Source organism: Bradyrhizobium acaciae (assembly GCF_020889785.1).
Taxonomy (GTDB): domain Bacteria; phylum Pseudomonadota; class Alphaproteobacteria; order Rhizobiales; family Xanthobacteraceae; genus Bradyrhizobium; species Bradyrhizobium acaciae.
In genome coordinates, this window is sequence record NZ_JACMYK010000014.1 from 50,652 (window position 1) to 74,683 (window position 24,032).

Consider the following 24,032-nt stretch of genomic DNA (forward strand, 5'->3'; position numbering starts at 1 on the left):
CTGTCCCTCAGTGGAGATACGATAAGGCGCGGTTGCTGGACTAGGTAAATCCGGCGGCATTGTGGGCCAGGGTTCCATCCTTTACAAACCTTCCATTAGCGCGGATTAGAAATCGGGACAACGCCGCGAGAGCAAGCGACTCAGATACTTGGTACAGATCGGACGGATTGTGGGACTTGCGACAGCAAGGTTGGTAGACGTGCAAAACGCTGATTGTGTTGGCCGAGCAGCGGCAGGCAGTTGCGCCGGGACCGATATCGCGCGCTGAAGAACTTCTCCGGTGTACGCCGAGCATCAGCGAGGTGCATGTCGCATTTATGTTTTCAATGGCCTGGCAAGCGGCATCGCGTCGATCGTATTTAGTATAGTCCCATGCGCCGCGGTCGTTACCCGTAAACTTCCGTATAGTTCATTCCATCCTTCCCATATGCGCAGCAAACCTTCGTGCAGTTGCCTGGTCCTTGACTTGGTCTCTACTGTCGAGCAATCGGGGGCGACCGCAGCTGGCAAACGCTAGCGATCCCGCCCAATCGATTGAACGTAACGGCTCTCAAATCATGAGTGGCAGGCGTAGCAGTAACGCTTGGTATGCGAGCGGCCGCCTCAACTGGCCGTTCGCTCAATCGAACGCGGTTCGCATTTCAAGTATGGGGCCTGAATTATGAGTTGTGCTTTTGGCGGTTCGCCTGTGGTCTGCTTTCTCCTCGGGCTTCCACGAGCCGGGACAACACTCCTGGCACACCTGCTCCAAAGCCATCCAGAGGTCATGGCTCCGCCTGAACCCTGGTTGATGTTGGCACTTGAAGCCTTCGGAAGGGTGGATAAACGCCACCCGGCAGGATCTTTGCTGATTGAGAGCGCAACCTCCGAATTCCTGGGGCGCATCGATCGGACGACTGCCAGCCGCGCTTTCGCCGATGCAGCATACGGTCAGTATCTGGCAGCAGCGGGCAAGCGGATCATCGTAGACAAAACGCCACGTTACTGGGCGGCGCTCGAATTCCTTGAACGTGTCTATCCAGAAGCGCCACACATCCTTTTGATGCGCAATCCTTATGCCATCGCGGCTTCACTGAAATCCACGTGGGGCATCCCGCTTCGAGCCGAAAGCTCCTACTCGGTCAGCGTATCTAGTCTCGCCGATCTCATGCTTCGTCTGCCCGATGGCCTAATATCTTCATTTGCCGATTTGGTTCTGGGCCTTCCGAGGCTCGCCGCGCACCGCACGCGCCCGCGCACACAGCTGGTGCGATATGAGCTGCTCGTGACGCAACCAGACGAAGAGATTAGGCGCCTGCTAAGCGGACTCGGCTGTGATCCCGCGGCGGCCGCATCGGCGAGCATGGGACAAGTAGATTATCTTCGATCCAGCAGCTTTGGGGATCGAAAGATCCTGGAACGAAACTCGGTCGATCAAAGCTCTGTCAAGACATGGCAATCCCAACTAAGCATCGAAGAAATGCAAACCGTGACCGATCTGGTCGGCACCGAGCTCTTGAAAGAACTCGGCTATGAGGCGGAACTGCTGCATGCACAGCAAGCCGGAGTTGTGGATAGGGGGCCTCAGCTAACTGAACTCTATCGACACACCTTCCGAACCTGGTGGGATTTGCGAACTGGCAAGGCCGGAGCATCGTCCGGGCCATCACAATCCGAGCAAGTCCACACTGCTCCGCAGCTTCCAGAGAACCTTCGTTCCACGTGCGACATGTCCGTGGTGCAGGCGCAAGATCTGTCCGCCGCCAGCGTTGCGGAAAATTTGCGCCTGGCCGATCCAATGAAAGCGCAGCTGCAGCAGGCACTTTTGGCGTCAGAAGCTGATCGAGCTGCAGGGCTGGATGCTATTCGGACTCGTGATGCGGCTATCGAGATCTTGCGTGGCGAGGTCGCGCGGCTTGAGCAGATCATCAATATGGCTTAGGGTGATCTGGATGCTTGCGATCAAAACACGCTGGCTGATTTAGCCAGGATTCCTCCGCCCAACGAGCTGATCTGCGCCAATAGCGTGTGAGGCAGGCGCCGGCGGTACGACGGTGGAATGCGACATGCCCGGAGAGTGTCAGTCAGTCCGCCGCCCAACCGGCATTTGATCGCTTGGATAGCGACGCGCACCGGCGAGCTCGCACCTGACGTTCCTCCTGGGCCGGGGCTGCAGAACCGAGATCCTGCATCGAAAAGAACATATATGCTGCCAAACCATCTGCGACGTCTTGAAGCTGAATCGATCGAAATCATGCGTGAGGTGGCCGCCGAGTTCAAAAGGCCGGTCATGCTTTACTCGATCGGAAAGGACTCGAGCGTGCTGCTGCACATTGCAATCAAGGCGTTCTATCCGGCAAAATTGCCTTTCCCCCTGCTTCACGTCGACACGACTTGGAAGTTCCGCGAGATGATCAGCTTCCGGGACGCGACGGCCAAGCGGCTCGGCGTCGAGCTGATCGTCCATGTGAATGAGGAGGGCATTGCGCGCGGGATCAATCCGATCGACTCCGGCTCGACGCTTCATACCCAGGTGATGAAGACCGACGCCCTGAAGCAGGCGCTCGAGCTTTACGGATTTGATGCCGCTCTTGGCGGAGCCAGGCGTGACGAGGAAAAGAGCCGCGCCAAGGAACGGATACTGTCCTTCCGTTCGGCCGGACACGTATGGGACCCCCGCAACCAGCGGCCGGAGCTCTGGAGCCTGTTCAACACGCGGATACGCCAGGGCGAAAGCATGCGCGTGTTCGCGATGTCAAACTGGACCGAGCTCGACGTATGGGAATACATCATGCTCGAAAAGATCCCGGTCGTCCCGCTCTACTTCGCAAAGCAAAGACCGACGGTGCGCCGAAATGGCGCGACGATCATGGTGGACGACAAGCGATTGCCGCTCAACTGCGATGAGACGCCGCAAATGCGCATGATCCGCTTTCGCACGCTGGGATGTTATCCTTTGAGCGGGGCAATTGAATCCGATGCGACGACGATCGAGGACATCGTCGCAGAAATGCGGACAGCGACGGTGTCGGAGCGTCAGGGACGCCTGATTGATACGGATGAAGCCGCTTCGATGGAGAAGAAGAAGCGGGAAGGCTACTTTTGATGACTTCCATAGCAATGTCGAAACCTGTCCACCCTAGTGCAAGGGACCAGCTGCGATTCATAACATGCGGCTCGGTGGACGACGGAAAATCGACCCTGATCGGTCGGTTGCTGCACGACAGCAAGATGATCTACCAAGATCAGCTCACGGCGGTGAAACGCGACAGCATCAGGCACGGCAGCGCCGACATCGACTTCGCGCTGCTCGTCGACGGGCTCGAGGCTGAGCGGGAGCAGGGCATCACGATCGACGTCGCCTATCGCTTCTTCACGACGCCGCGGCGCTCTTTCATGGTGGCTGACACTCCCGGTCACGAGCAGTACACCCGCAACATGGCAACTGGCGCCTCGAATGCGCAGCTCGCAATCATCCTGATCGATGCCCGCAAGGGCGTGTTGGTTCAGACCCGCCGCCACTCCTTCATCTGTTCGCTGCTTGGCATTCGCCACGTTGTTCTGGCAGTGAACAAGATCGACCTTGTCGCATACAGCAAGGTTGCTTTCGATCGGATCGTCGCCAGCTATCTGGCCTTTGCCGCTGGCCTTGGCTTTAGCTCGATTGTTCCGATCCCGATCTCTGCCCGCCACGGCGACAACGTCGTTGACCGGTCCGCTCATACCAAGTGGTATCATGGTCCATGCCTGATGGAGCATTTGGAGAGCATCGATATCCAGTCCGACACTGCAAGCCAGGCTTTCCGCTTTCCGGTCCAATGGGTGAACCGGCCCGACCCGGATTTTCGCGGCTACGCCGGATCGGTGGCTTCCGGCAGGATCTCGGCAGGCGACGAGATCGTTGTCGCCGCATCCGGACGGACCACCCGCATCAAGCGGATCGTGACCCATGGTGGCGACCTTGTCGACGCTGAAGCCGGCGATGCCGTCACCATTACGCTGGAAGACGAGATCGATATCGGCCGTGGCGATCTTCTGTCGCGGCCAACCGAACGACCCAGCGTCGCCGACCAATTCGCCGCTTATCTGATCTGGATGGACAACGAGCCGCTGGCTCCCGGACGAAATTACATCCTGCGGATTGGCTCGCAGACGGTCGCCGGCAGCATTACCGCAATCAGGCATCGGATCGATGTCAACACATGTGAGCACCTGGCTGCCGAGACGCTTTCTCTCAACGAGATCGCGTTCTGCAATGTTGCGACCACACTGCCCGCCGCATTCGATCCTTACGACGTTAACCGGAAAACCGGATCATTTATCGTCATTGATCGTTACACCAATCGTACGGTCGGCGCCGGCATGATTGCGTTTCCACTGCGGCGGGCCACCAATGTTCCCTGGCAGGCGCTTTCGGTGGGCAGGGGTGAGCGCGCCGCGCTCAAGGGTCAGAAGCCTTGCGTCGTCTGGTTCACCGGTCTGTCTGGCGCGGGAAAGTCGACGATCGCCAACATGGTTGATCAGAAGCTGCTCGCAATGTCGCGGCATGCCATGCTGCTAGATGGTGACAACCTCCGGAACGGATTGAACGCGGACCTAGGCTTCTCGAAGGCTGAGCGGGAGGAGAACATTCGGCGCGTCGGACACGTTGCCAAGTTGATGCTGGATAGCGGCTTGATCGTGATCTGCTCGTTCATCTCCCCCTACAGGTCCGAACGAGACATGGTTCGCAGCCTGATTGGCAAGGACGAGTTCATCGAAGTCTTTGTCGATACGCCAATCGAGGAATGCGCAAGGCGGGATCCAAAAGGTCTCTACTCAAAGGCAAAAGCCGGTGAGATCAAGAACTTCACAGGCATCGATGCGTCCTACGAAGCGCCGATAAGGCCGGAAATTCATCTCAGGACGATGGAGCAGGCCCCAGAGCAAGCAGCGGAAGTCGTCGTCGACGCCGTGATGGCGCGCGCACTCCTCTGCGATGAGCGGCGATAAACCTGTCGCTTCGTCGTCGCGGATGCCGCTCACCAGCCTACTGGTCCGGCAAAGGCGACTCGGGTTAATTGGGAGCATCGATCGGACTCGTCGATGCTGAAGGATTAAGATGGTTGCATCCATCTCGTCGATTGCCCGCTTTCGGCTATGTGTTCGCAGTCGACGGTCAATTGAAAACCGAATTCGCGACAAGAGACGGCGCCTGGGCGGGAGCGCAAGAGCTCAAGAAGTGCCGTCCCCTGCTCCAGGTCAGAGTCTATGACGCCATGAACGAAGGACAGAGAGGAAGTCAGCTTTCCAGTCGCACGAGGGTTTCAACCGACCTTTTTTCTGCATGTGCGGCTAGCGCGGCGCCGGGTCCTCGTGCAGCAGAGCCGCAGTGTCCTGGCGCCTCGATCTCGTCCGCAATCCGGGATTGAGGAGCAAAGTACCTTTTTTCCTGGGCCACGGTGTCTCTCGATCTTCGCCAACGAGTCGCGCGACGCCGGCTGACGGCGGGATAGAAGCCGCACGAAGCGGTCCAGCGCGTTAGCGCAGCAGAGCGGCACGAAACCTGCACCGCGAGGGTGCACTAGCCCTGAGAAGTAGGAAATGCACTCATCTCCACTGCCGTTGCGACCATCGCGATTGTCCATTTCGTGCTGCGAATGGTCATGATCATCGGATGCTGTATCCGTCGGTTCGTCTTCAGCCTGAACGAGCCGGCTTTGACGCGCGCGGCACTTATGCAACGAGGGACGTTCGTGGTCGAACTCATCCTTGAATGCGCTGCCGAGGCAAGATCATGTTCGCATATCTAAAGCTTGCCATAGACGACGCATCGGCTGCCTCGCGTAGTCGAATCATCCCGCTCTATGCCTTCTTGTTGGCCATCAATTGCTTCGCCTGGACCTGGGCCATCGTGGCGCTGTCAGAGCGGCCGACGCTGCTGGCGACAGCGTTGTTGGCCTATGTGCTCGGCCTTCGGCACGCCGTCGATGCCGATCATATCGCGACCATCGACAATGTCGTTCGCAAGCTGATGCAGGATGGCAGACACCCCCTCGCGGTCGGACTTTTCTTCGCCTTTGGCCATTCCTTGTCTGTTGCAGTGGCGGTTGCCGCGATCGCAGCTGCGGCGCTCGCGCTGCAAAGCGGTTTCCAGGAGTTCCGGGCGGTTGGCAGCATCATCGGTACCGGTGCATCGGCCTTCTTCTTGCTGACAATTGCCGCCATCAACCTTGTGATCCTACGGGATGTCTGGCGGAGCTTTCAGCGTGCGCGGCGTGGCGAACACATCGGAGAGAATGAGTTCGGTCTGCTTCTGTCCGGTCGTGGCTTGCTGTCCCGCCTCTTGCGTCCGCTGTTTCGCATGGTGACGGCGAGCTGGCAGATGTTCGCGATCGGTCTGTTGTTCGGCCTCGGATTCGATACCGCGACGGAAATCAGCCTTTTCACCGTCGCAGCCGGGCAAGCTTCGGGAGGACTGGACTTCAGTACGGTGATGATATTTCCGGCTCTCTTCGCCGCCGGCATGATGCTTGTCGACACGACCGACAGCGTCTTGATGGTCGGCGCGTATGGCTGGGCTTTCCTCAACCCGATCCGCAAGATCTGGTACAATCTGACCATTACGGCGATCTCTGTCGTCGTGGCGCTGCTGATCGGCGGCATCGAGGCACTTGGCCTGCTCGCCAACAAATTAGCGCTCGAAGGCACTTTCTGGAGCGCGGTGGACGATCTCAACGGCAGCTTGGCCAATTTCGGTTATCTCGTAGTCGGCATCTTCCTGGTCAGTTGGGCGCTGTCATTTGCGATCTATCGCTGGCAAGGGCTCGAAAAGCCGCTCGAGCCGGGGTGAGCTCATACAATCGGATGAGCTTCGGCACGCGGAAGCCTCCAAGCTTATGCGCGACCCGATGCGCGAAGGCATCTCGGTTGGCGAGCCCCGCTCGTTGTGATGCGGCATGGGGAGTTCCTGCATGATTCATCCCTCTAGTCTCAGACTTGACAGTTTTGTGGGAGCTGTCCCGCTATCGTTGATAGCAGACAATATATCTGGTACCTCGCGACTGCAGGGGCACCGGTACACACCGACATCAGGCGGATGCACGTTCTGGAGCACAGCAAGATAGACGGTTGGATCGTGACGGTCGCCATCAAGAAAATAGCTACGACAAACGGCTTCGAGCACACAAGCCGCGTGACTAGTGTCGCCGGCGCGACCCAAGCTGTGGGCGGACCAGAAGGCGGGCATACTAATGCTGCAATCCTCCTGTTCGATGCAAGAGGAGCAACTGCGGCGGTCCGCGTTCGGCTGAGGCGACTATCGTTGCACATGATGACAGGATCAATCTAATCGTCGCACGTCTTCGGCGTCATCAGCTTCGTCTGACATCGAACAATGTCGGGTTCAATACCACCGGCGCACAAGCGATACAAAATAGCCGATCGCAAGCATTCAGAGGCGTAAATAGTGTGCGCTCTATGGCCAAGCGCGCTTAGTTCCGGAGCTCCACTGGTTCGCTGCGTCCGTCATCGCCGGCGAAGCGGCTTGGTTGTGCGACTAGAACAGAAGCCTCCGATATTGAGTTCGAGAGTCACCATGGAACGGCGGCAACACCCTAAGAGGACATCAGTCATCGTGCGGCCTGCCTCACATCTGGGGTAGTCCGCTTCTCCACCTTTCGATGTCGTGAAATGTTGGCATCGCTCTTGCTGGTGCACAACGGACTCAGTCGAGTGCTTGAGAAGTCGCTCAAGGGTCTTCGTGTCGCGTGATCAACTACGTCGCTTTCCGTCGAACGGTTATGCATGTCCGGCAAGCGACGCCTCCAGGAATGAAACATCCGCGTCTTCGACGCATCGAGCCCTGATCGACCGCTCGCTAATAGTCGCCAGAGGTGACCGGTCGTTGGTTCATCAACTCAGGTGTACTGACCAGCTTCTGCGTTTGAAGCGATCGCGAATACCGACCTCTGAATGCGGGGATACTTAGCTATGTCTATTTTATCGACGAGGAACGACGCGGTACAGGACCAATGTAGGAATGAGATGATCGAAGACGGTCTCGCGGGCGCACCGCGGCAGTGCGACCAGTCTGCACCGCAATGTACGCACGTTCTTGAAACCGATCGCCCGAGCCGTTTGTCTTCGTCGGAACGAGCGGAGGGGTGAACGCAGGTGCAGAATGAATCGGTGATCAGGCGACGGGATCTACTCACGCTGGTCGGCACCATCGCCGGCAGCTCGGCGATGTACCACGCGATGACGAGCCTCGGCTTCGCATCGGAGTCCGCCTACAAGGGGCCGGTCAAGCTCGCCGGCGACGTCAAGGGCGCCTCGGTGCTGATCCTCGGCGCTGGGCTTGCAGGCATGACGGTGGCGCTGGAACTGCGCAAGGCCGGCTACAAGGTCCAGATCCTCGAATTCAACAGCCGTGCCGGCGGTCGCAACTGGTCGATCCGTGGCGGGGACAGCTTTGTCGAGCTCGGCGGTTTTAAGCAGGCCTGCCAATTCGAGCCGGGGCTCTATCTCAATCTCGGTCCGTGGCGGATTCCCTGTCACCACCGGGCGCTGCTCGATTATTGCCGCCGGCTCAATGTGACGCTGGAACCCTTCATCCAGCTCAACCACAACGCCTATCTGCACGCGACGCGTGCATTCGACGGCAAGCCGCAGCGCTGTCGCAGCATCAAGGCGGATGTCCAGGGCGGCGTGTCGGAGCTACTTGCAAAAGTCAGCCAGCAGGGCCGGCTCGACGAGTTCGTCAGCAAGGAAGACCAGGAGATCCTGCTGCAGGCGCTGCGCGACTGGGGCGCGCTGGATCGCGATTACAAATACAATGCCAACCTCGTCGCCGCCGAATTCCGCGGTTATGCCCGCGGTCCCGGCGGCGGCTTGATGGGAGATCCGCTGCCCAGCGACCCGATCTCTCTGCAGGAGCTGTTGCGGTCGCGGATGTGGCGCTATCTGCGGAGCTATGCGCGTTACGACTTCCAGACCACCATGTTCCAGCCGGTCGGCGGGATGGACATGATCGGCAAGGCATTCGCGCGCGAGGTTGGCGATCTCATCCGCTATAACGCCAAGGTCACGCAGATCCAGCAGAACGGCTCCGGTGTCACCGTGAGCTATGCCGACACCGCCAACCCGTCCGCCGTGCAGCAGGCGACCGCCGACTGGTGCATCTGCACCATTCCGCTGTCGATCCTGAGCCAGCTGCCGGTCGATGTCGGCGGGCCGATGAAAAATGCGATCGATTCCTTACCCTACCTAGCCTCCGTGAAGGTCGGACTACAGTTCAAACGCCGCTTCTGGGAGGAGGACGACGCGATCTATGGCGGCATCAGCTACACTGACCTGCCGATCCAGCAGATCGCCTATCCGAGCACGGGCTTCGACCGCGGCGGCCGCGGCATCCTGCTCGGTGCCTACATGTATGGCGGCGCCAATTCGTTCGAGTTCACCGCGATGACGCCGGCCGAGCGGGTCGCCAGTGCGGTTGAATTCGGCGCCGCAATCCATCCGCAATACCGAAGCGAATTCGAGAACGGCGTCGCGGTGGCCTGGCATCGCGTGCCGTTCACGCTCGGCTGCGCCGGCGCATGGACCGAGGCCGCGCGGGCGCAGCATTACCGCAATCTCTGCCAGATCGACGGGCGCATCGCGCTGGCCGGCGAGCATGCCTCGCAGCTGTCATGGCAGGAGGGCGCGATCCTGTCGGCGCTCGACGTCATTACCCGATTGCACGAACGCGTGGTGAAGACCTGATGCAGGAGCAGGTGTCATTCCTGCGCTGGTGCTGCTGCCGGCAAGCGCGACCGTTGGAGAGGACAGCGCTACCGGCAAGCGCACCTTTTCCTCGGACTGTGGACCTTCAACCAGCGATGAATCTGTCGACCTCCCTGCGGAGCTGGACACGCGCTGGGTCGGCGATGGTTACGACCGGCGTGCGTCAGGCAGCCTTGCTTGCCAAATGTGACGTCGATAGCGCCGTCTACTGAGAAGGCAACCGGGCTCAACAAGGTAAAGGTCAGGCGCGGCGTGCATTCGATTGAGTATGGCCCGATCCGAACGGATAACGGCTCGCCGCCGTCTTTTCAAACCGTTCTCTTAAGGCATGAGCGAAATCGATTTCGGGAGAAGTAAGCGGATGGAAAATCGTTACATGCCATATATTGGGATGGTTGCGTTGGCTAGTCAGCAGTATCTGGCGATCGCGTTCATCTATTCGGCCATTCCCGTGATCCTTCGGGGCAACGGTGCCAGCTTGGAACTAGTCGGCCTATATGGCACCGCTTTCTTTGCATTCACCGTTAACTTCCTTTGGGCCCCGGTGGTGGATCGATGGAGCCTTAATCGTCTCGGGCTGAGACGTTCGTGGATCCTGTTGACCCAAGTCGCCAGTACCATCGTGCTGGCAGCGATGGCGTTCTTGAATCCAAAAACCGATTTTGTCTCGCTTTTCCTTGTTTCCCTGGTACTTGCGACCATTGCTGCCACGCAGCGGATCGCGACTTTGGGCTATATAGCTGAAGCTCTCGATTCCGGCGAACGGCCGCTCGGGGCCGCGCTTCTGGGTTGGGGCCGGGCCATCGGCCATGTGATCGGTGGCGCCGTCAGCCTCCAATTGATCGAGATGGTCGGTTGGCGTCCAGCTTTGTTGGGCTTGGCGCTGCTGCTAGCCGTCTTCGCTGGTTGGGTGTTCGCTATTTCTGAACCGCTCCAACGCGGCGACCGATCGAGCGCGACGCAACGCCCCTCGATCTCCGCGATCTTTCGCTACCGTGGCCTGTGGACGACGGCCGCATTGATCGCGCCGGCGGTTATCGGGATCGCTGTGGCGTTCGCGACGGTTCAGTTGCGGCTTGTTGACCTCGGCTTCGCCGCAGCAGACATTGGATGGATCGGAGCGCTTTCGAACGTATTGACGTATACGCTGGTAGCGCCGTTGACCAGCGCAATCATCGGCCGAATGGCGCCGCAGCGAGGCTTGATCTGGGGCTGCGCAGTCATGGCCATAAGTTTCGGCGTGCTTGCGACGGTTGATCGCTACGTCAGCGTTCGCCTGAGCGCCGTTGTGAGCGTCGGCATCGTGTTCGCGGCACTCGCTGTTCAGCATGTCACGTTCACGAACTGGTTTCTCGGGCTCGCCCGGCCGGGCAAGGCGGGGACAGATGTCACGTTTCTGACTTCGGTAATGTCGGCGTCAGCGTTGGTGGGCTTCGCAGCGAGTGGGTTTGCCGTGGCGAGGTTCGGTTATGCTGTCACGCTGATACTGCCGGGCCTCGGCTCTGCTCTCTCCGCCTTGCTCGGCCTGGCATTGCTCCGTCAATCTGATAAAGAAGGGCCGGCGAGGGTTAGTAGGCCCCTTTCTGCGGAGCAAATTGTCGGCGCGAGGGACTTACGGAATGAACGACGATGATGCAGTGATCACGCTGATTGGCCGCACCTATAGTTTTGAATCAGCTCATCGCCTTCCCCATCTCCCCGATGGCCACAAATGCAAGAACCTACACGGCCACAACTATCGTATGGAAGTGGTGATCCGCGGAGGGGTGGATGCGAGGGGCTTCGTGAAGGATTTCGCTGAGATGGATGCCGAACTGGAGCCGCTGCTGAAGCTCGTCGATCACCGACTGCTCAACGATGTCGATGGACTGGAGAACCCGACCGCCGAGATCATCGCCCGTTGGTTCTTTGATCGCATTCCCAATTGCGCGAGTGTGCGGATTTATGAGACCGCCGATTGTTGGGCGGAGGTTTCGGCTGATGGCGGCAGTCCAAAAGGCGCGCCGAGTTAGTCGGGGGCGGTGAAACGCCAACGCAAGTGCACCATGGATGCCGGGCAATATGGCCGGTGTTCGGCGGCGTCCGCGTGTGCCTCGGCATGGAACTCGACAGATAGATATACATCGGCCGTGCCGCTGATCCCATTAGCCTGCCACGGTGGAAGGATTCCCGCGCCCAGTCATCGGGCGCTCATCCGGTCGAGATGCAGTGGTCTAAGCTCGCTACAGACTTGTCTGGCATCGCGGCCGTCCACGCTACATTGCCCGGATGGCGTGACGCGGCGCCGACATCCTACTCGTAAATCAGCGAGCTAATTGGCATCCAACGGCCGGATACTGCGATTGCCCTTGAGCACGCAGATCTACTATGCGCTTCACTGATGTCGCGTTGCTCTCGAACTATTCTCGAAGCAGCTGCTCTGCCCATCGTCGATCTCGAGCCACAGCCTCGCCTTTTGCGCAACGTCCACGCGCACGATCATCACCCTCTGGAGGCGCTTTGCCGAACCCTGACGAGCACTTCTTGGAAGTGTGTGGAATGACGAGCTTTGCGCCTCGGGCGAGGGTGACGACTACTCGATCCGGTAGCTTTGTCGTTCAGCCGCATGAGCTAGTGGTTAGGGCCGTTTTGGCAGACACGCCTCGCACACCAAGAGGGGGCGCGCCGGGGCAGGAGAAACGCGATGAAATTGACCGCTCCGGGTCTCACCTCTCTTGCACTGATCCTATTCACCTGCGGGGCGACGGAGAGCGCTCGGGCCAACAATCCTTTCCCCGCCCCGGTCACAATACCGGCCGGCCAGAAGGGTGGTGGCGGTCAAAACCCGAGTACGTCGTCACTGACCGAGCAGCATCGCCTGCCGACGGACTCCAGCACCAGACACACCCTTGAGCTGCCTGGGCGGACGCTTTCTTTCATCGCGACCGCCGGTTCCATCCGCCTGTTCGACGATAAGGGTGAGCCGCAGGCCGATATCGTCTATACCTCCTATCAGCTTGAGGGCGCTGATCTCGGCACGCGCCCGGTGACATTCTTCTTCAACGGCGGACCAGGCTCATCATCGGCGTGGCTGCAGCTCGGCAATGCCGGACCGTGGCGGCTGCCGATCAATGCTGACGAGGTCACGCCATCGACATTTCCGCAGGTGAGGCCAAACGCGGAAACCTGGCTCGATTTCACTGATCTCGTGTTTCTCGATCCTGCAAGCACCGGCTATAGCCGTTTCGTGGCGGCCGGCGATGACGCGCGCAAATGGCTCTATTCCGTTGAGGGCGATGTCAACGCGCTCGCGCTGGTGATCCGTCGCTGGCTCGAAAAGCATGACCGGCTGTTGTCGCCGAAGTACATCGCGGGTGAAAGTTATGGCGGCATTCGTGGGCCAAAGGTCGTCGACCAGTTGCAGATGCGGCAGGGCATAGGCGTCAGGGGCCTGATCATGGTCTCGCCAGTGTTCGACTACAGCGCCGGCAGGAGCGTGCTGCAGTACGTCGCCACGCTGCCCAGCTATGTCGCGACCCTGCGTGAAGCCGAAGGTTCGGTAAACCGAACCGATCTCGCCGACGTGGAAGCCTATGCGCGCGGCGAGTTTCTGGTCGATCTCATCAAAGGCCAGGCCGACAAGGAAGCAACTACGCGTCTGGCCGACAAGGTCGCGGTGCTGACCGGCATCGAGCAAGCGGTCAGCCGCCGGCTCGCCGGCCGTTTCGAAGTCGCCGAATTCCGCCGTGAGTTCGACCGCAAGAATGGCAAGTTAATCGGCCGGTATGATGCCTCTGTGCGTGGCCTCGATCCATATCCGGAGTCCGATTTCCAGCTTTCAGGCGATCCCTCAAGCGATCCGCTGGTGGCGCCTCTAACCAGCGCCACTGTCGATCTCCTTACGCGCAAGCTTGGCTGGCGGCCGGAGGGATCCTATGAACTGGCCAATCGCAAGGTCAGGGAGGCCTGGGATTTCGGCCGCAGCCCTCCGGAGTCAGTTTCGGAGCTGCGCAAGATCTTAGCGACGGACCGGAACATGAAATTGCTGGTCGCACACGGGCTGTTTGACCTCGCCACGCCATATTTCGGATCACAGATCGTGCTCGATCAGCTGCCACCATTTGCCTCCACACTGCGCGTCAAACTTGTCGTTTTTCCGGGGGGCCACATGTTCTATTCACGAGACGCCTCGCGCCACGCTTTTCGAGCAGAGGTCGAAGCGCTGATGAAATGAGGCCGACACCAGGCCTCGTCACGAGCAAGCCCGCGTTCGCACAAACATAATGTCGCTGATGCTACGGGACAGAGCACAAGGGACCAGTCTTGGATTGCGTCGTCCGGCCGCTAGACGACGCAGTCCCAAAATGGCTGCGAACAAAACCCGGTTTGATCAGCCAAGCAGCAAGCTCGCGGACACCATCTGATGCGCGCTCTCATGCTGGGCGGGCGGGCGTGACGCGCTTCGCCGAAGATGGCCGAATCGAGCTGGACGATAACGCTGCCGCGCGCGATCCGCGCGATCGCATACACGGAAGAGCGCATCATTCGTAGATCCTGACGGCGACGCCAAACACCGCGCTGTCATCGTCTCCTCGGCCAAAACCAGTAAGTGCTGAATTATACCGACGGCGGACCTAGAGCGCCGATGTTATTGCCAGGGTCGTGATCCGAACTAATTCTCGACAGTTTTGTTGCCACAGGCCCAGGGAATCAGTTGGAATTCGGCTTAAGCGAACCAATCAATCTTCTTGAGGTGCGTTGGTGAGTAACAAGACCATGTCATCGCGAATTTTGTTCGGCCTCAAGGCGCGCGAATCGCTTTCCCAGTGAGACGCCCTTTTCGGAGTTGGTAGAGCGAAGCGCTTCCTGGACAGCCGAAATGAATTTGAGCCCTTCCCTTGCGGCACACTTCCGTGAAGTGATCGTGAGCGGCTGGCTCATGAAGCAAGCTTTTATTCGCCGCAAGTACCAGGCGAGCTTCGATCTGCCCTTTCGAGCACCCAAAACCCGCATGCATTCTACATGCCTCCTGCGGCCATGAGTTGATCTTCTCAGCGCGTCTGTTGCCGAAACTCTCCACCTTTACAGCGCTTCGGAAAGAAGGCGCGGGTGTTTGGAGGAGCCACCCGCGCCAAGTTTGCTTCGCCAGCTTGGCCGCCTTGGGGGGCGTGAAGATAAACAGCCAAGCCGATAAGATTCGCAGCAATTCATGTGCCAAGTGGGTCACGATGCAAGAGTAGCAAACAGACAGTACCCGACAGAGCGCAGCGACCAGGCAGACAGGACGGAAAATCGTGCGGTCGGTTGCTGACCGACCGCGCATGACTTGCGATCCAAACGCGCGGCTCTCAGGAGGCTTAATCAACAAGCGATTTCCTAAGCAACCCGCGTTCTAGACCACCATCGTTCTGTCAGAAGACCTGCCTTCGAACCCGCGCAAGCTGCTTACTCTTCGCCATCCGGCCATGCGCTCATTGTCTTGTTCCAAAGTCTGCGTTCCGGACGCTCCATCGAACGCAAACAGACCCCGTGTATCTGTTTGCCGATGTGGCAAAGCGCCGCGCACGCAAGGCGGGCGGAGCACGTCAGCTGACCTGTCCGTGGTCATCGAGCTCAAGTGAATTCCAGCAGCGTCATTGAACTCCAGGCCACTACGGAGCTCGTCCGAGAATCTCCGCACCCGTCGTCTTGTCTCCCGAAGGTGGAGGCGTACGTCAGGAAAAATTCACACGAGAAAATTCCAGAGAGGGTTGAAACGCACCTAACGTCAAGTTGTACGATCTGAAAAATGGACGGCGAGGGTCGTCAGCTTACAAAAACCTCCAACGAGCGACAGTGTGCGAATGTCTCAAATCTTAGGCTCAGGTAGGAAGCGGCAATCATCAAAAGCGCCATGCCGGGATCGGAGCCGGCCGCCACCTTCCGGCGCGCACTGCTAGTTTGATTTCAACATTGCCGGAGTGGCGCACGACGCACGTAAGTTGGCCAGTTGGACTGCCGATGCGCGGCGACAAGCCGGCACGCGCGCTCAAATCTTCGGGATGCGTATGGCGGGATCAGAGTGAGCCGTCGCGCCGAATGGGTTCGAGGAGCGGTCAGGGATCTGAATGACATCGCTCGAGGCTCTATCGCGCAGGGCTCCAAGCTGTTGAACGGCGCTCGTCGTCTCTTTGCTGGGGCGGTTTTGCTCCAAGTCCATCGATGAATACAACTGAGGGGGAATAGTGTGACAAGACAGCGCTCTTTGTTGACGCCTGGTCCATTGTCGTTATCGCTGGACGTCAGGAGCCAAATGCAACTCGACCTTGCATCGCGCGATTGCGAGTTCAAGGAAGTAACCGCCCGCATGCGGCGGCTGATCCTCAATTTGCTGACAAATGCCGATGACTATTCGGTGGTCCCGATTCAGGGCGGCGGCTCTTTTGCGATGGAAGCCGCTCTGTCTACATTCGTGTCTTCAGCCCACAAGCCGCTCGTTTGTGTAAATGGCATCTATGGCGAGCGCATATACAAAATGCTGCGGCTATGGGGTGTCGAAGCGCAGACGCTTGCCAAACGCGTGACCGACCCTCTGGACCCTCAGGAAATTGGCGAGCATCTGAACCGAAATCCCGGCGTTACGCACCTGTGTTTCGTGCATTGCGAGACCACGACCGGCATCGTCAATCCGCTGGATGCGATCGTGGACGAGGCGAGGCGGCACGGCGTGAAGACGATCGTCGACGGGATGAGTTCTTTTGGCGGCATCGATATTGATCTGAGCAGCGGGGGCCCGGACGTCCTGGTCACGTCGAGCAACAAGTGCATAGAGGGGCCTCCGGGAGTAGCGTTTGTCATCGCCTCTCGCGAACTGTTGGAGAACGCGGTTCAAGAGCCGAGGTCATTTGTGCTCGACGTGAGAGATCAATGGCTCTCGCTGGAGCGCACAGGTGAATGGCGTTCGACGCCTCCCACCCATATCGTTCAGGCAACGACCAGGGCACTGGAGATCTTGGAGGAAGAGGGCATTCCTGCCCGCCGCCGCAGGTATGAAAAGGTCAGGGACGATCTCATCAAGGAGCTCGAGGGAGTGGTCTCCCCGCTGCTAGCCCCGAACGTGCAGTCACCGGTCTGCGTTGCGTTCGTTGCGCCATCGGGGATGGCGGATCAGGCAGCATTTGATGGGCTGTATCGACACTTGGCGAGCCACAACCTTTACATCTACTCCAAGCTGCACGTTGCGACGCGGAGTTTCCGGGTCGGTTGTATCGGTGAAATTCAATCCAGTTGGATCCAGCAGTTGGGTTGCGCCTTCCGGACATACTTCCGCCCTGGTCAGGGTGCGGCAGCGCGACCAATATCCGCCCAGGAGACATCCCAAGCGCTCGCCAAGGTGCCGCCTCGCGTGGCAGCGGGCGCGCAGGTGCCATGGTCCCCCGAGACTGCCGTTCTGCACGCGGGTTACCGCCGCGACCCGGTGACGAAAGCTGTGGCCGTGCCGATATATCAGAACACGGCGTATGAACTCGATGGCGATCTGAACCACATTGCGGACGTCTACAACGTAAAGGCTGATGGGTTCACCTATACAAGGATCATCAATCCGACGACCCGCGCGCTGGAAAGAAGGTATGCGGCGGTCGATACGGGAAGGGACTCGCTCGCCGTCGCATCAGGGCAAGCGGCAACCTTCCTTGCCATCGTCAACCTGGCAAGCGGGCAGGTCGGGGATAATGTCGTCGCGTCGCCCTATCTGTATGGCAATACCTGGAACCTGCTCCATAACACGCTGAAGCGTCTTGGCATCAGCGTCAGGACGGCAGACCCTCGAAGGCCTGAGACATTCGAGCGTGCCATCGATGATCGCACGATATGCCTGTTCGGAGAGGTGATTTCGAACCCCTGTCTGATTCCGCTCCCGGTCAAGCAGCTGGCGGAGATCGGCCGGAAGTACGGCGTTCCCCTGGTGGTGGATAATACCACGACGCCACTGGTATGCCGCCCGTCAGATCTCGGTGCTGCGATCACGACGTACTCCGCGACGAAATACATATGCGGCCATGGCACCACGTTGGGCGGGCTGATTGTCGACAACGGCAAGTTCAGCTACCGCGGAGCCTCCCGCTTTCCGTTGTTCAACGGTCCTGACGAGGCGCATGGCGGGATTATCTGGCGCAGCGCGCTGCAGGATGTCGACGATCTTGGAAAAAGCGAGTTTCTGCTGAAGGCTCGCATGACTTGGCTGCGCGATACGGGGGCTGCGATCGCTCCGTTTGCGAGCTTCCAACTGATCCAAGGGCTTGAGACGCTGCCGCTTCGCATGAAGCAGCACTGCGCCAACGCCAGGGTCGTCGCAGACGCTCTCCATAAGCATCCAAAGGTGCGCCGTGTCTTCTATCCCGGGCTCTTCGAAGGCGCCGATCGGGAAACCGTCGACCAGACGCTCAACCCGGCATACGGGCACGGCGCAATGGTCATGTTCGAGGTGGAGAACGAGCTGGCCGGACGCAAGTTCATCCAGAACGTCGACTTGATGTATCACGTTTCGAATGTTGGGGATGCCCGCACACTGGTGACGCATCCCGTCTCCACGACACACACAACCGTTCCACGGGAGAAGCGCGAGGCCGCGGGCATATTTGGCGGCTCGATCCGGCTCTGCGTCGGCATCGAGGACGTCGACGACATTGTCCGTGATCTGCACAAGGCGCTCTCCGCAATCTGACAACCTGGAAAGTGATCAGGAAGGGATTCTCATGAATCAGCCAGAAGCTTGGAAACTGAGGTCGTCACGCTATGAGGCCGTTCCATTTAGCCGCGAAATCAATAGGCAGCTCTCCGAGCTGAGGCCCGATAACATAACGGGTGCCGCGTATATCGCAAAAGACTACGTCGTGATCGCGGCGTGCACGTTCGCGACCGTGTCGGTCTCATGGTGGTTGTATCCGCTCGCGGTCCTTCTGATCGGCGCCTACCAGCGTGGATTGACGACGATCGCTCATGATGCGGCCCACCGCACGCTCGCGAAGAACACCACCTGGAACTACGTCCTTGGGATTCTGTTCGCTGCCTATCCCTTGTTCCAGCGCCACTGGGCCTACCGGATCTCACACGTCTATTTGCATCATCCCTATCTCGGCGACCCGGACAAGGATCCTGACCTCAAGTTCTTCCTGGCCAATGGTGTTTACGACGTGCAGCCGCCTGAGCGATACGCGTTCAACCTGATCTGGAAGCCGATATTTGGCGGTGCGACGCTGGCGTACCTGAAGTATCTCTGGACCAACCGGTTTTCAATCAGAGATGTCGAGGACGAGAGCCGCTCAGGCATACTTATCGACAAATATGGCTTCTATCTCTTCTGGATCTGCATCCTGGGCGGATCATATGCCCTTGGGCTGCTCCACATCGTGATCCTGTTCTGGATCGTGCCCTATCTCACCACGTTCCAGGTGCTTGGCTGGTTTGTCGAACTCGCCGAGCACTCACCGATGTGCGAGACCGAGACGCAGAACGTCTATCTGACCAGGAATCGCAAAGGGAATTTCCTGGAGCGCGCCATCCTGGGGCAAAACCTGGATGAATATCACCTCGAGCATCACCTCTCGCCCGGCATCCCGTTTTGGCTGTTGCACAAAGCCCAGAAAATCAGAATGCAGGATCCGGCTTACGCAAAGGTTGCCGCAAGCTGGGGAGGGCTCTTCGTCAAGGGGCCGCAAGGTCAGCCGAGCGTCATCACTCAGTTGAAGGAGCGAAACCGACGTCTTTATGAGCAGTCTGTGCGCGGTGGCAACACCAGCGGACAACTCGCATGATTTTGCAACGGCCAGACCAAGCCCGCGCCGTGGTCGGCATCACCTCGAACCGTCTGTTGGTCGATGGTGTGCACCGCGATTGGATGCGGCGCAAATACGCCAAGGCCCTGCTTCATCAGGCGGGAGTGGCGTGCGTCATATTGCCGACAATTGACGCTGAAGATGCGTCGGTTGAGACTTCGCGGGCGATCATGCGGGCTCTCGACGGGCTCGTTTTGACGGGAGACGAATCCAACGTCGATCCTGCCGTTCTGAGGGCGCCTGCGTACCGTCCGGGAACTGATCAGCAGGACATCGAGAATGGAATCCGTGATCGTCCCCGGGACAGGCTATCCGCGGTAGCGATCAAGAACGCCATTGCGCTCGGAATGCCGATCCTGGGCATCTGCCGCGGTTTGCAGGAGCTCAACGTCTATTTCGGCGGCACGCTTCGCTCATCCCTTAGCGCGTGGAGTCTGGGAAGTGGCCAGATGCATGCCGAGAAGCCGGACCGCCCGAGAGATCGCCAGTACGATGTTGCGCACAGCATCAGGGTATGTCCCGACGGTGCGTTCTTTCCGATCGCGCGCACCGTCGAAGCACAAGTCAACTCCCTGCACAACCAAGGCATAGAGGTGCTGGCCAACGCGCTAAGACGAGAGGCGTGGGCGCCTGACGGTCTGGTCGAAGCGGTTTCGGTGGTGGGCGCGCCAACGCTGCAGATCGCCGTGCAATGGCACCCCGAATGGCACGCCTCAACCGACCTGCTGAGCAAGCGACTATTCACGGCATTTGGAGCGGCGTGTCTTGCGTACGCCGAACAAAGAAGCACGAGAGGTGGACGGTGACATTTCAAACCAAGCGCGGTCCGCCCAGATCGAAAGGTGAGTTCACCGGAACCGACGCGCCGACATGGTTCGGGGGGCGCGCTGCGCCGCGGCAGCCTCAAACGAACGGCGGGCGATCGACAAGCCGCTTCGCTCTGGGAGTTCTCTTTGTGGCGCTTTACGTCGTTCTGAGCGCGGCGGGCGAGGTGTATGCGGCATCGTATTTTCAACAGGCGGACCTGTTCGTCGCTCTGTTGGTGTCCTTTGCCGCAGTATGTCTGTCGTTCAATCTGCTGGCTGGTCACGGGACGGGCAAGGCACGAGCAACGAAGCCAGCGCTCGTGGCATTTGTGTCGCTCAATCTCGTGACCGCGATCAGCTGGATCGGATTGTTTGTCGGCCTGAAATACGCCGAACCTGCGATCGTCGTCGCGTTCATGGTGGCGCTAGGACCAGCCGCAACGGTGTGGTTGAATGCACTGATCAGGCGGAAGGGTATCCCTCCAGCATCCGACATCATCGTGAGCGCCACGATTGCGATGATCGGCGGCTACATGATCTGGATCTCGGTCAGCGGCAATGCGGGCGTGCAGTGGGGACCGCAATCGTCCTTCGGCATCGTCCTCGCAATCGTGGCCGGCCTATCGCTGGCGCTTACAAATATACTGGTCAAACTACTGTTCGATTGCGGGTTTTCCGGCCGACAGGTATTGGCGCATCGGTTCTATGGAACGATTCTCCTGTTGCTGGGACTGGTCGACTATTCCTCCATGATGCTTGAGATCTCGCAGCATTGGCGTGCGATCGCGGCGATTGGGCTTTCCACGATCATTGTTCCGCTGCTCTTGATCCAGGAGGGCATCCGCCGCGTCGAGCCATTCACCGTCAACATGGTGCTGTCCACCGCCCCTGTCATCACGTTCCTGTTCCAGTACTTCGATTCTCGTATCGTGCCTTCGCTCCACACGTTCATTGGAAATGTTCTCATCACGATTGTCGCTGTCGGCAACGTCTACTCGCAATATCGGAGGACCGCATGAACGAACGCAAATGTGTAATCGTCGACGCATATTCGACTGGCAGATTTCTACCTGAAGAGTTCAGGCGGTACGGAATTGGAACGGTGCACGTGATGTCGGCTGCACAGATCCCAGCCATCTTCCAGTCGCATTTCGACGCTGACCTATATGATGAAGTCATTCGTCCCCCCGAATGCATGGCCCCCGACGAGATCGTTGAATTTCATCTTCAGGCGCTCCGCGGCAGTGAGCTGGAGTTCGTTATTGCGGGGTCCGAGACCGGAGTTGAGCTCGCCGATTCCATCTCGGAACGGCTGGGGTTGCCTTCGAATGGCACGGCTCTGTCAGCCGCCCGCCGTGACAAATCGCGGATGTCCGAAGCGTTGGCCGCAGCAGGCGTGCGATCGATCAGGCAGGTCGTGTCAGACAACGCCGTTGAGATCGCCAGCTGGAAACGTCAAGAGAACTTCGATGAGATCGTGATCAAGCCGCTGAATAGCACAGGCACGGAGGACGTGTTCTTTTGCTCGGCTGATGCGGATGTTGAGCGTGCTCTGGCTGCCATCGTCGGAAAGACGAACCGGGTCGGAGCGTTCAATGAACTGGCGCTTGCACAGGAGAGAATAAAGGGTCAGCAATATACCGTGAATGCCGTCTCGATCGATGGAGAAGCGTTCGTCACCGAGGCCTGGACCTATGAGACCGTTCCCGTCGAGGGCGCGTCATCGGTCTGCTCGCGCGAGTGGTTGCTGGGAGCCAAGGAGCCAATCGTTCTGGAGCTGTCCGATTATCTTGTCCGTGCGTTGCGGGCGCTTGGAATCGTCAACGGACCCTCGCATGCAGAGATCATCGTCGATGATCGCGGACCAGTGTTGGTCGACTTCGGAGCAAGACTGCAAGGAACCATGTCAGCAAAAGCCCGGACCATGGCGCTGGGTGACAATCATATGTCGCTAACGGCCTGGCGGTACGCAAATCCCAAGGAATTTGGTGAGTGTATGAGGTTGCGTGGGGCCTACAAGCGACAGGCTCATGCACTGTGCGTCTCGTTGATTTCCGATATGAGCGGTGTCGTTGCCGGTTACTCCGGATTAGATGCAATCCGTAACCTCGCGAGCTTCGCTGATGCCATCGCATTGGTTCCCATAGGCCAAAGGCTGGTCCCGACCATCGACCTGGTGTCCACACCAGGCATCGTGTACCTCGTCAACAACGATTTGGTACAGCTTGAGGAGGACTATCGCCAATTGCGTGCGCTGCGCATGAACCAGGTGTTCGATCTGATGGCGCAGGAAGGCGGCGAATGACCGACATTCGTGTGGCTCGCGCGAACTCAGCCCGTGCGGCGATGATTGGCGTGAGCGACTTTGACGGCATCCTTCGAGGTAAGCACATCCTGGGTGAAGATCTCTCGGACGGGGATAAAGTCGTCAAGTTCTCTGAGGCGGTGCTGGCGTGGGATTGTGCGGACCGGGTCATTCCCGCGGGATTTACCCATAAGCCGCTCTCAGCATTTGGAGATGCCGATCTGCGTGTTCTGTCCGGCACCGGCCGTTTGGTGTCCTATCTCGGCGATCAGGATCTCTACCTTGCGGAGTTTATGGGCGCACATGAGGACATCTGTCCGCGAGGTATTCTGCGCAAAGTCCTGAAAAGGGCAGCTGATCACGGATACGGCTGCACGGCCGGGTTCGAGTTCGAGTTCATGCTGTTCAATGAGAACGCCGACACAATTGAGGACAAGCCGTTCGGCCAATGGGCTCCGTTCACGCGAGGTCCTTTCGGTTACTCGATTGCGCGCTCTGTCGCGCACCAGGAGCTGTTCGGCGAGATCTTGGCGCTTTGTGAGAAGGCCAGAATACCTCTCAGCGGCCTGCACTTCGAAACAGGGCCGGGCGTGATTGAAGCATCACTTCATCATTGTGATGCCCTGGAAGCTGCGGATCGAGCGATCATCTTCAAGGCAATGATAAAGGCCTGGGCGCACACGAAAGGCATGATGGCAACATTCATGGCCAAGGTTTGTGAGGAGTGGCCAGGCCAGTCGGGCCATATTCACATCTCGATGTCCTCGGACGGTCAGAATGTGTTCTACGACAGTAACGCGTTTCGCAACGTCTCAAAGATCATGAGGCAATTTCTTGGCGGACAACTGAACTACATGAATGAGTTCTGCGTGCTCGCCGCGCCGAACTTCAATAGCTACAAGAGATTGGTCCCCGGCTACTGGGCGCCGGTCTGCCCAAGCTGGGGAATTGACAACCGCTCCTGCGCGGTGCGGGCCATTCCGGGAGAGCCGTCTGCACATCGCCTTGAGTACAGGCTGGCTGGTGCAGACATGAACCCATATCTCGCTCTCTCATGTGCTATCGGCTCGGGTATGCTGGGCGTCGAGACAGATGCGGACTTGCCGGCTTCGATCGTCGGTGATGCAAGCATGGAGATGTGTCCTCGCTCCGGAAGGCTGCCTCAAAGCCTGTCAGAAGCGACACATCGGTTTGCACAGTCTCCGGCGGCCAATGATGTGTTCGGGGAAAGGTTTGTTGAAGCCTTTTCCTGCTCCCGCCGGTGGGAGTGGGAGGCCGTTCAACATCGGGTCACCGACTTTGAACGGCGGCGGTACTTCGAGATCATCTAGCTGTTCGTCCTATTGAGCAGCCCTTGCGCTGCAATTGATCAGGCCATGGCGC

The 24,032-nt window shown here is 58.9% G+C and carries 14 protein-coding genes; all 14 read left to right on the top strand.

The window, feature by feature from the left end; genetic code table 11:
• The first annotated feature begins 661 nt into the window (after window positions 1-661).
• Window positions 662-1,921 (top strand): nodulation protein NoeE, encoded by a 1,260-nt coding sequence (noeE, locus tag H8A92_RS09135; RefSeq protein ID WP_229195504.1) that lies wholly within the window; start codon window positions 662-664, stop codon window positions 1,919-1,921.
• A gap of 264 nt (window positions 1,922-2,185) precedes the next feature.
• Window positions 2,186-3,085, top strand: coding sequence for a sulfate adenylyltransferase subunit CysD (cysD, locus tag H8A92_RS09140; RefSeq protein ID WP_229195505.1), 900 nt, complete (start codon window positions 2,186-2,188; stop codon window positions 3,083-3,085).
• Window positions 3,085-4,971 carry a sulfate adenylyltransferase subunit CysN gene (cysN, locus tag H8A92_RS09145; protein ID WP_229195506.1) on the top strand — a complete coding sequence of 629 codons (1,887 nt, stop codon included), beginning with the start codon at window positions 3,085-3,087 and terminating at the stop codon, window positions 4,969-4,971. The genes cysD and cysN overlap by 1 nt, the downstream gene beginning before the upstream one ends.
• Before the next feature lie 763 nt (window positions 4,972-5,734).
• Complete coding sequence (locus H8A92_RS09150; protein WP_338026518.1) at window positions 5,735-6,811, top strand: HoxN/HupN/NixA family nickel/cobalt transporter; 1,077 nt, start codon at window positions 5,735-5,737, stop codon at window positions 6,809-6,811.
• Between the two features lie 1,322 nt (window positions 6,812-8,133).
• On the top strand, window positions 8,134-9,723 hold the full coding sequence (locus tag H8A92_RS09155) for an NAD(P)/FAD-dependent oxidoreductase (RefSeq protein WP_229195507.1): 1,590 nt from the start codon (window positions 8,134-8,136) through the stop codon (window positions 9,721-9,723).
• 349 nt (window positions 9,724-10,072) lie between these two features.
• The gene (locus tag H8A92_RS09160) at window positions 10,073-11,377 is read left to right on the top strand and encodes an MFS transporter (RefSeq protein WP_229195508.1); all 1,305 of its coding nucleotides are present in this window, start codon (window positions 10,073-10,075) and stop codon (window positions 11,375-11,377) included.
• Window positions 11,364-11,756, top strand: coding sequence for a 6-carboxytetrahydropterin synthase QueD (gene queD, locus H8A92_RS09165; RefSeq protein ID WP_229195509.1), 393 nt, complete (start codon window positions 11,364-11,366; stop codon window positions 11,754-11,756). Before H8A92_RS09160 ends, queD begins: the two co-directional genes overlap by 14 nt.
• A gap of 671 nt (window positions 11,757-12,427) precedes the next feature.
• Window positions 12,428-13,957: a S10 family peptidase gene (locus tag H8A92_RS09170; protein WP_229195510.1), complete on the top strand. Its 1,530-nt coding sequence runs from the start codon at window positions 12,428-12,430 to the stop codon at window positions 13,955-13,957.
• 2,058 nt (window positions 13,958-16,015) lie between these two features.
• Window positions 16,016-18,427 carry a 2-aminoethylphosphonate--pyruvate transaminase gene (locus tag H8A92_RS40955; protein WP_420831302.1) on the top strand — a complete coding sequence of 804 codons (2,412 nt, stop codon included), beginning with the start codon at window positions 16,016-16,018 and terminating at the stop codon, window positions 18,425-18,427.
• A 31-nt stretch (window positions 18,428-18,458) separates the two neighbouring features.
• Window positions 18,459-19,517, top strand: a complete 1,059-nt coding sequence (gene rtxC / locus H8A92_RS09185) for a dhydrorhizobitoxine desaturase (protein ID WP_229195511.1) — start codon at window positions 18,459-18,461, stop codon at window positions 19,515-19,517.
• The gene (locus H8A92_RS09190) at window positions 19,514-20,344 is read left to right on the top strand and encodes a gamma-glutamyl-gamma-aminobutyrate hydrolase family protein (protein ID WP_229195512.1); all 831 of its coding nucleotides are present in this window, start codon (window positions 19,514-19,516) and stop codon (window positions 20,342-20,344) included. The genes rtxC and H8A92_RS09190 overlap by 4 nt, the downstream gene beginning before the upstream one ends.
• Window positions 20,341-21,363 (top strand): EamA family transporter, encoded by a 1,023-nt coding sequence (locus H8A92_RS09195; RefSeq protein ID WP_229195513.1) that lies wholly within the window; start codon window positions 20,341-20,343, stop codon window positions 21,361-21,363. The genes H8A92_RS09190 and H8A92_RS09195 overlap by 4 nt, the downstream gene beginning before the upstream one ends.
• Entirely contained in the window at window positions 21,360-22,649 is a 1,290-nt protein-coding gene (locus H8A92_RS09200) for an ATP-grasp domain-containing protein (RefSeq protein WP_229195514.1), read from the top strand. Before H8A92_RS09195 ends, H8A92_RS09200 begins: the two co-directional genes overlap by 4 nt.
• On the top strand, window positions 22,646-23,980 hold the full coding sequence (locus H8A92_RS09205) for a glutamine synthetase family protein (protein ID WP_229195515.1): 1,335 nt from the start codon (window positions 22,646-22,648) through the stop codon (window positions 23,978-23,980). Before H8A92_RS09200 ends, H8A92_RS09205 begins: the two co-directional genes overlap by 4 nt.
• The last annotated feature ends 52 nt before the right edge of the window (window positions 23,981-24,032 follow it).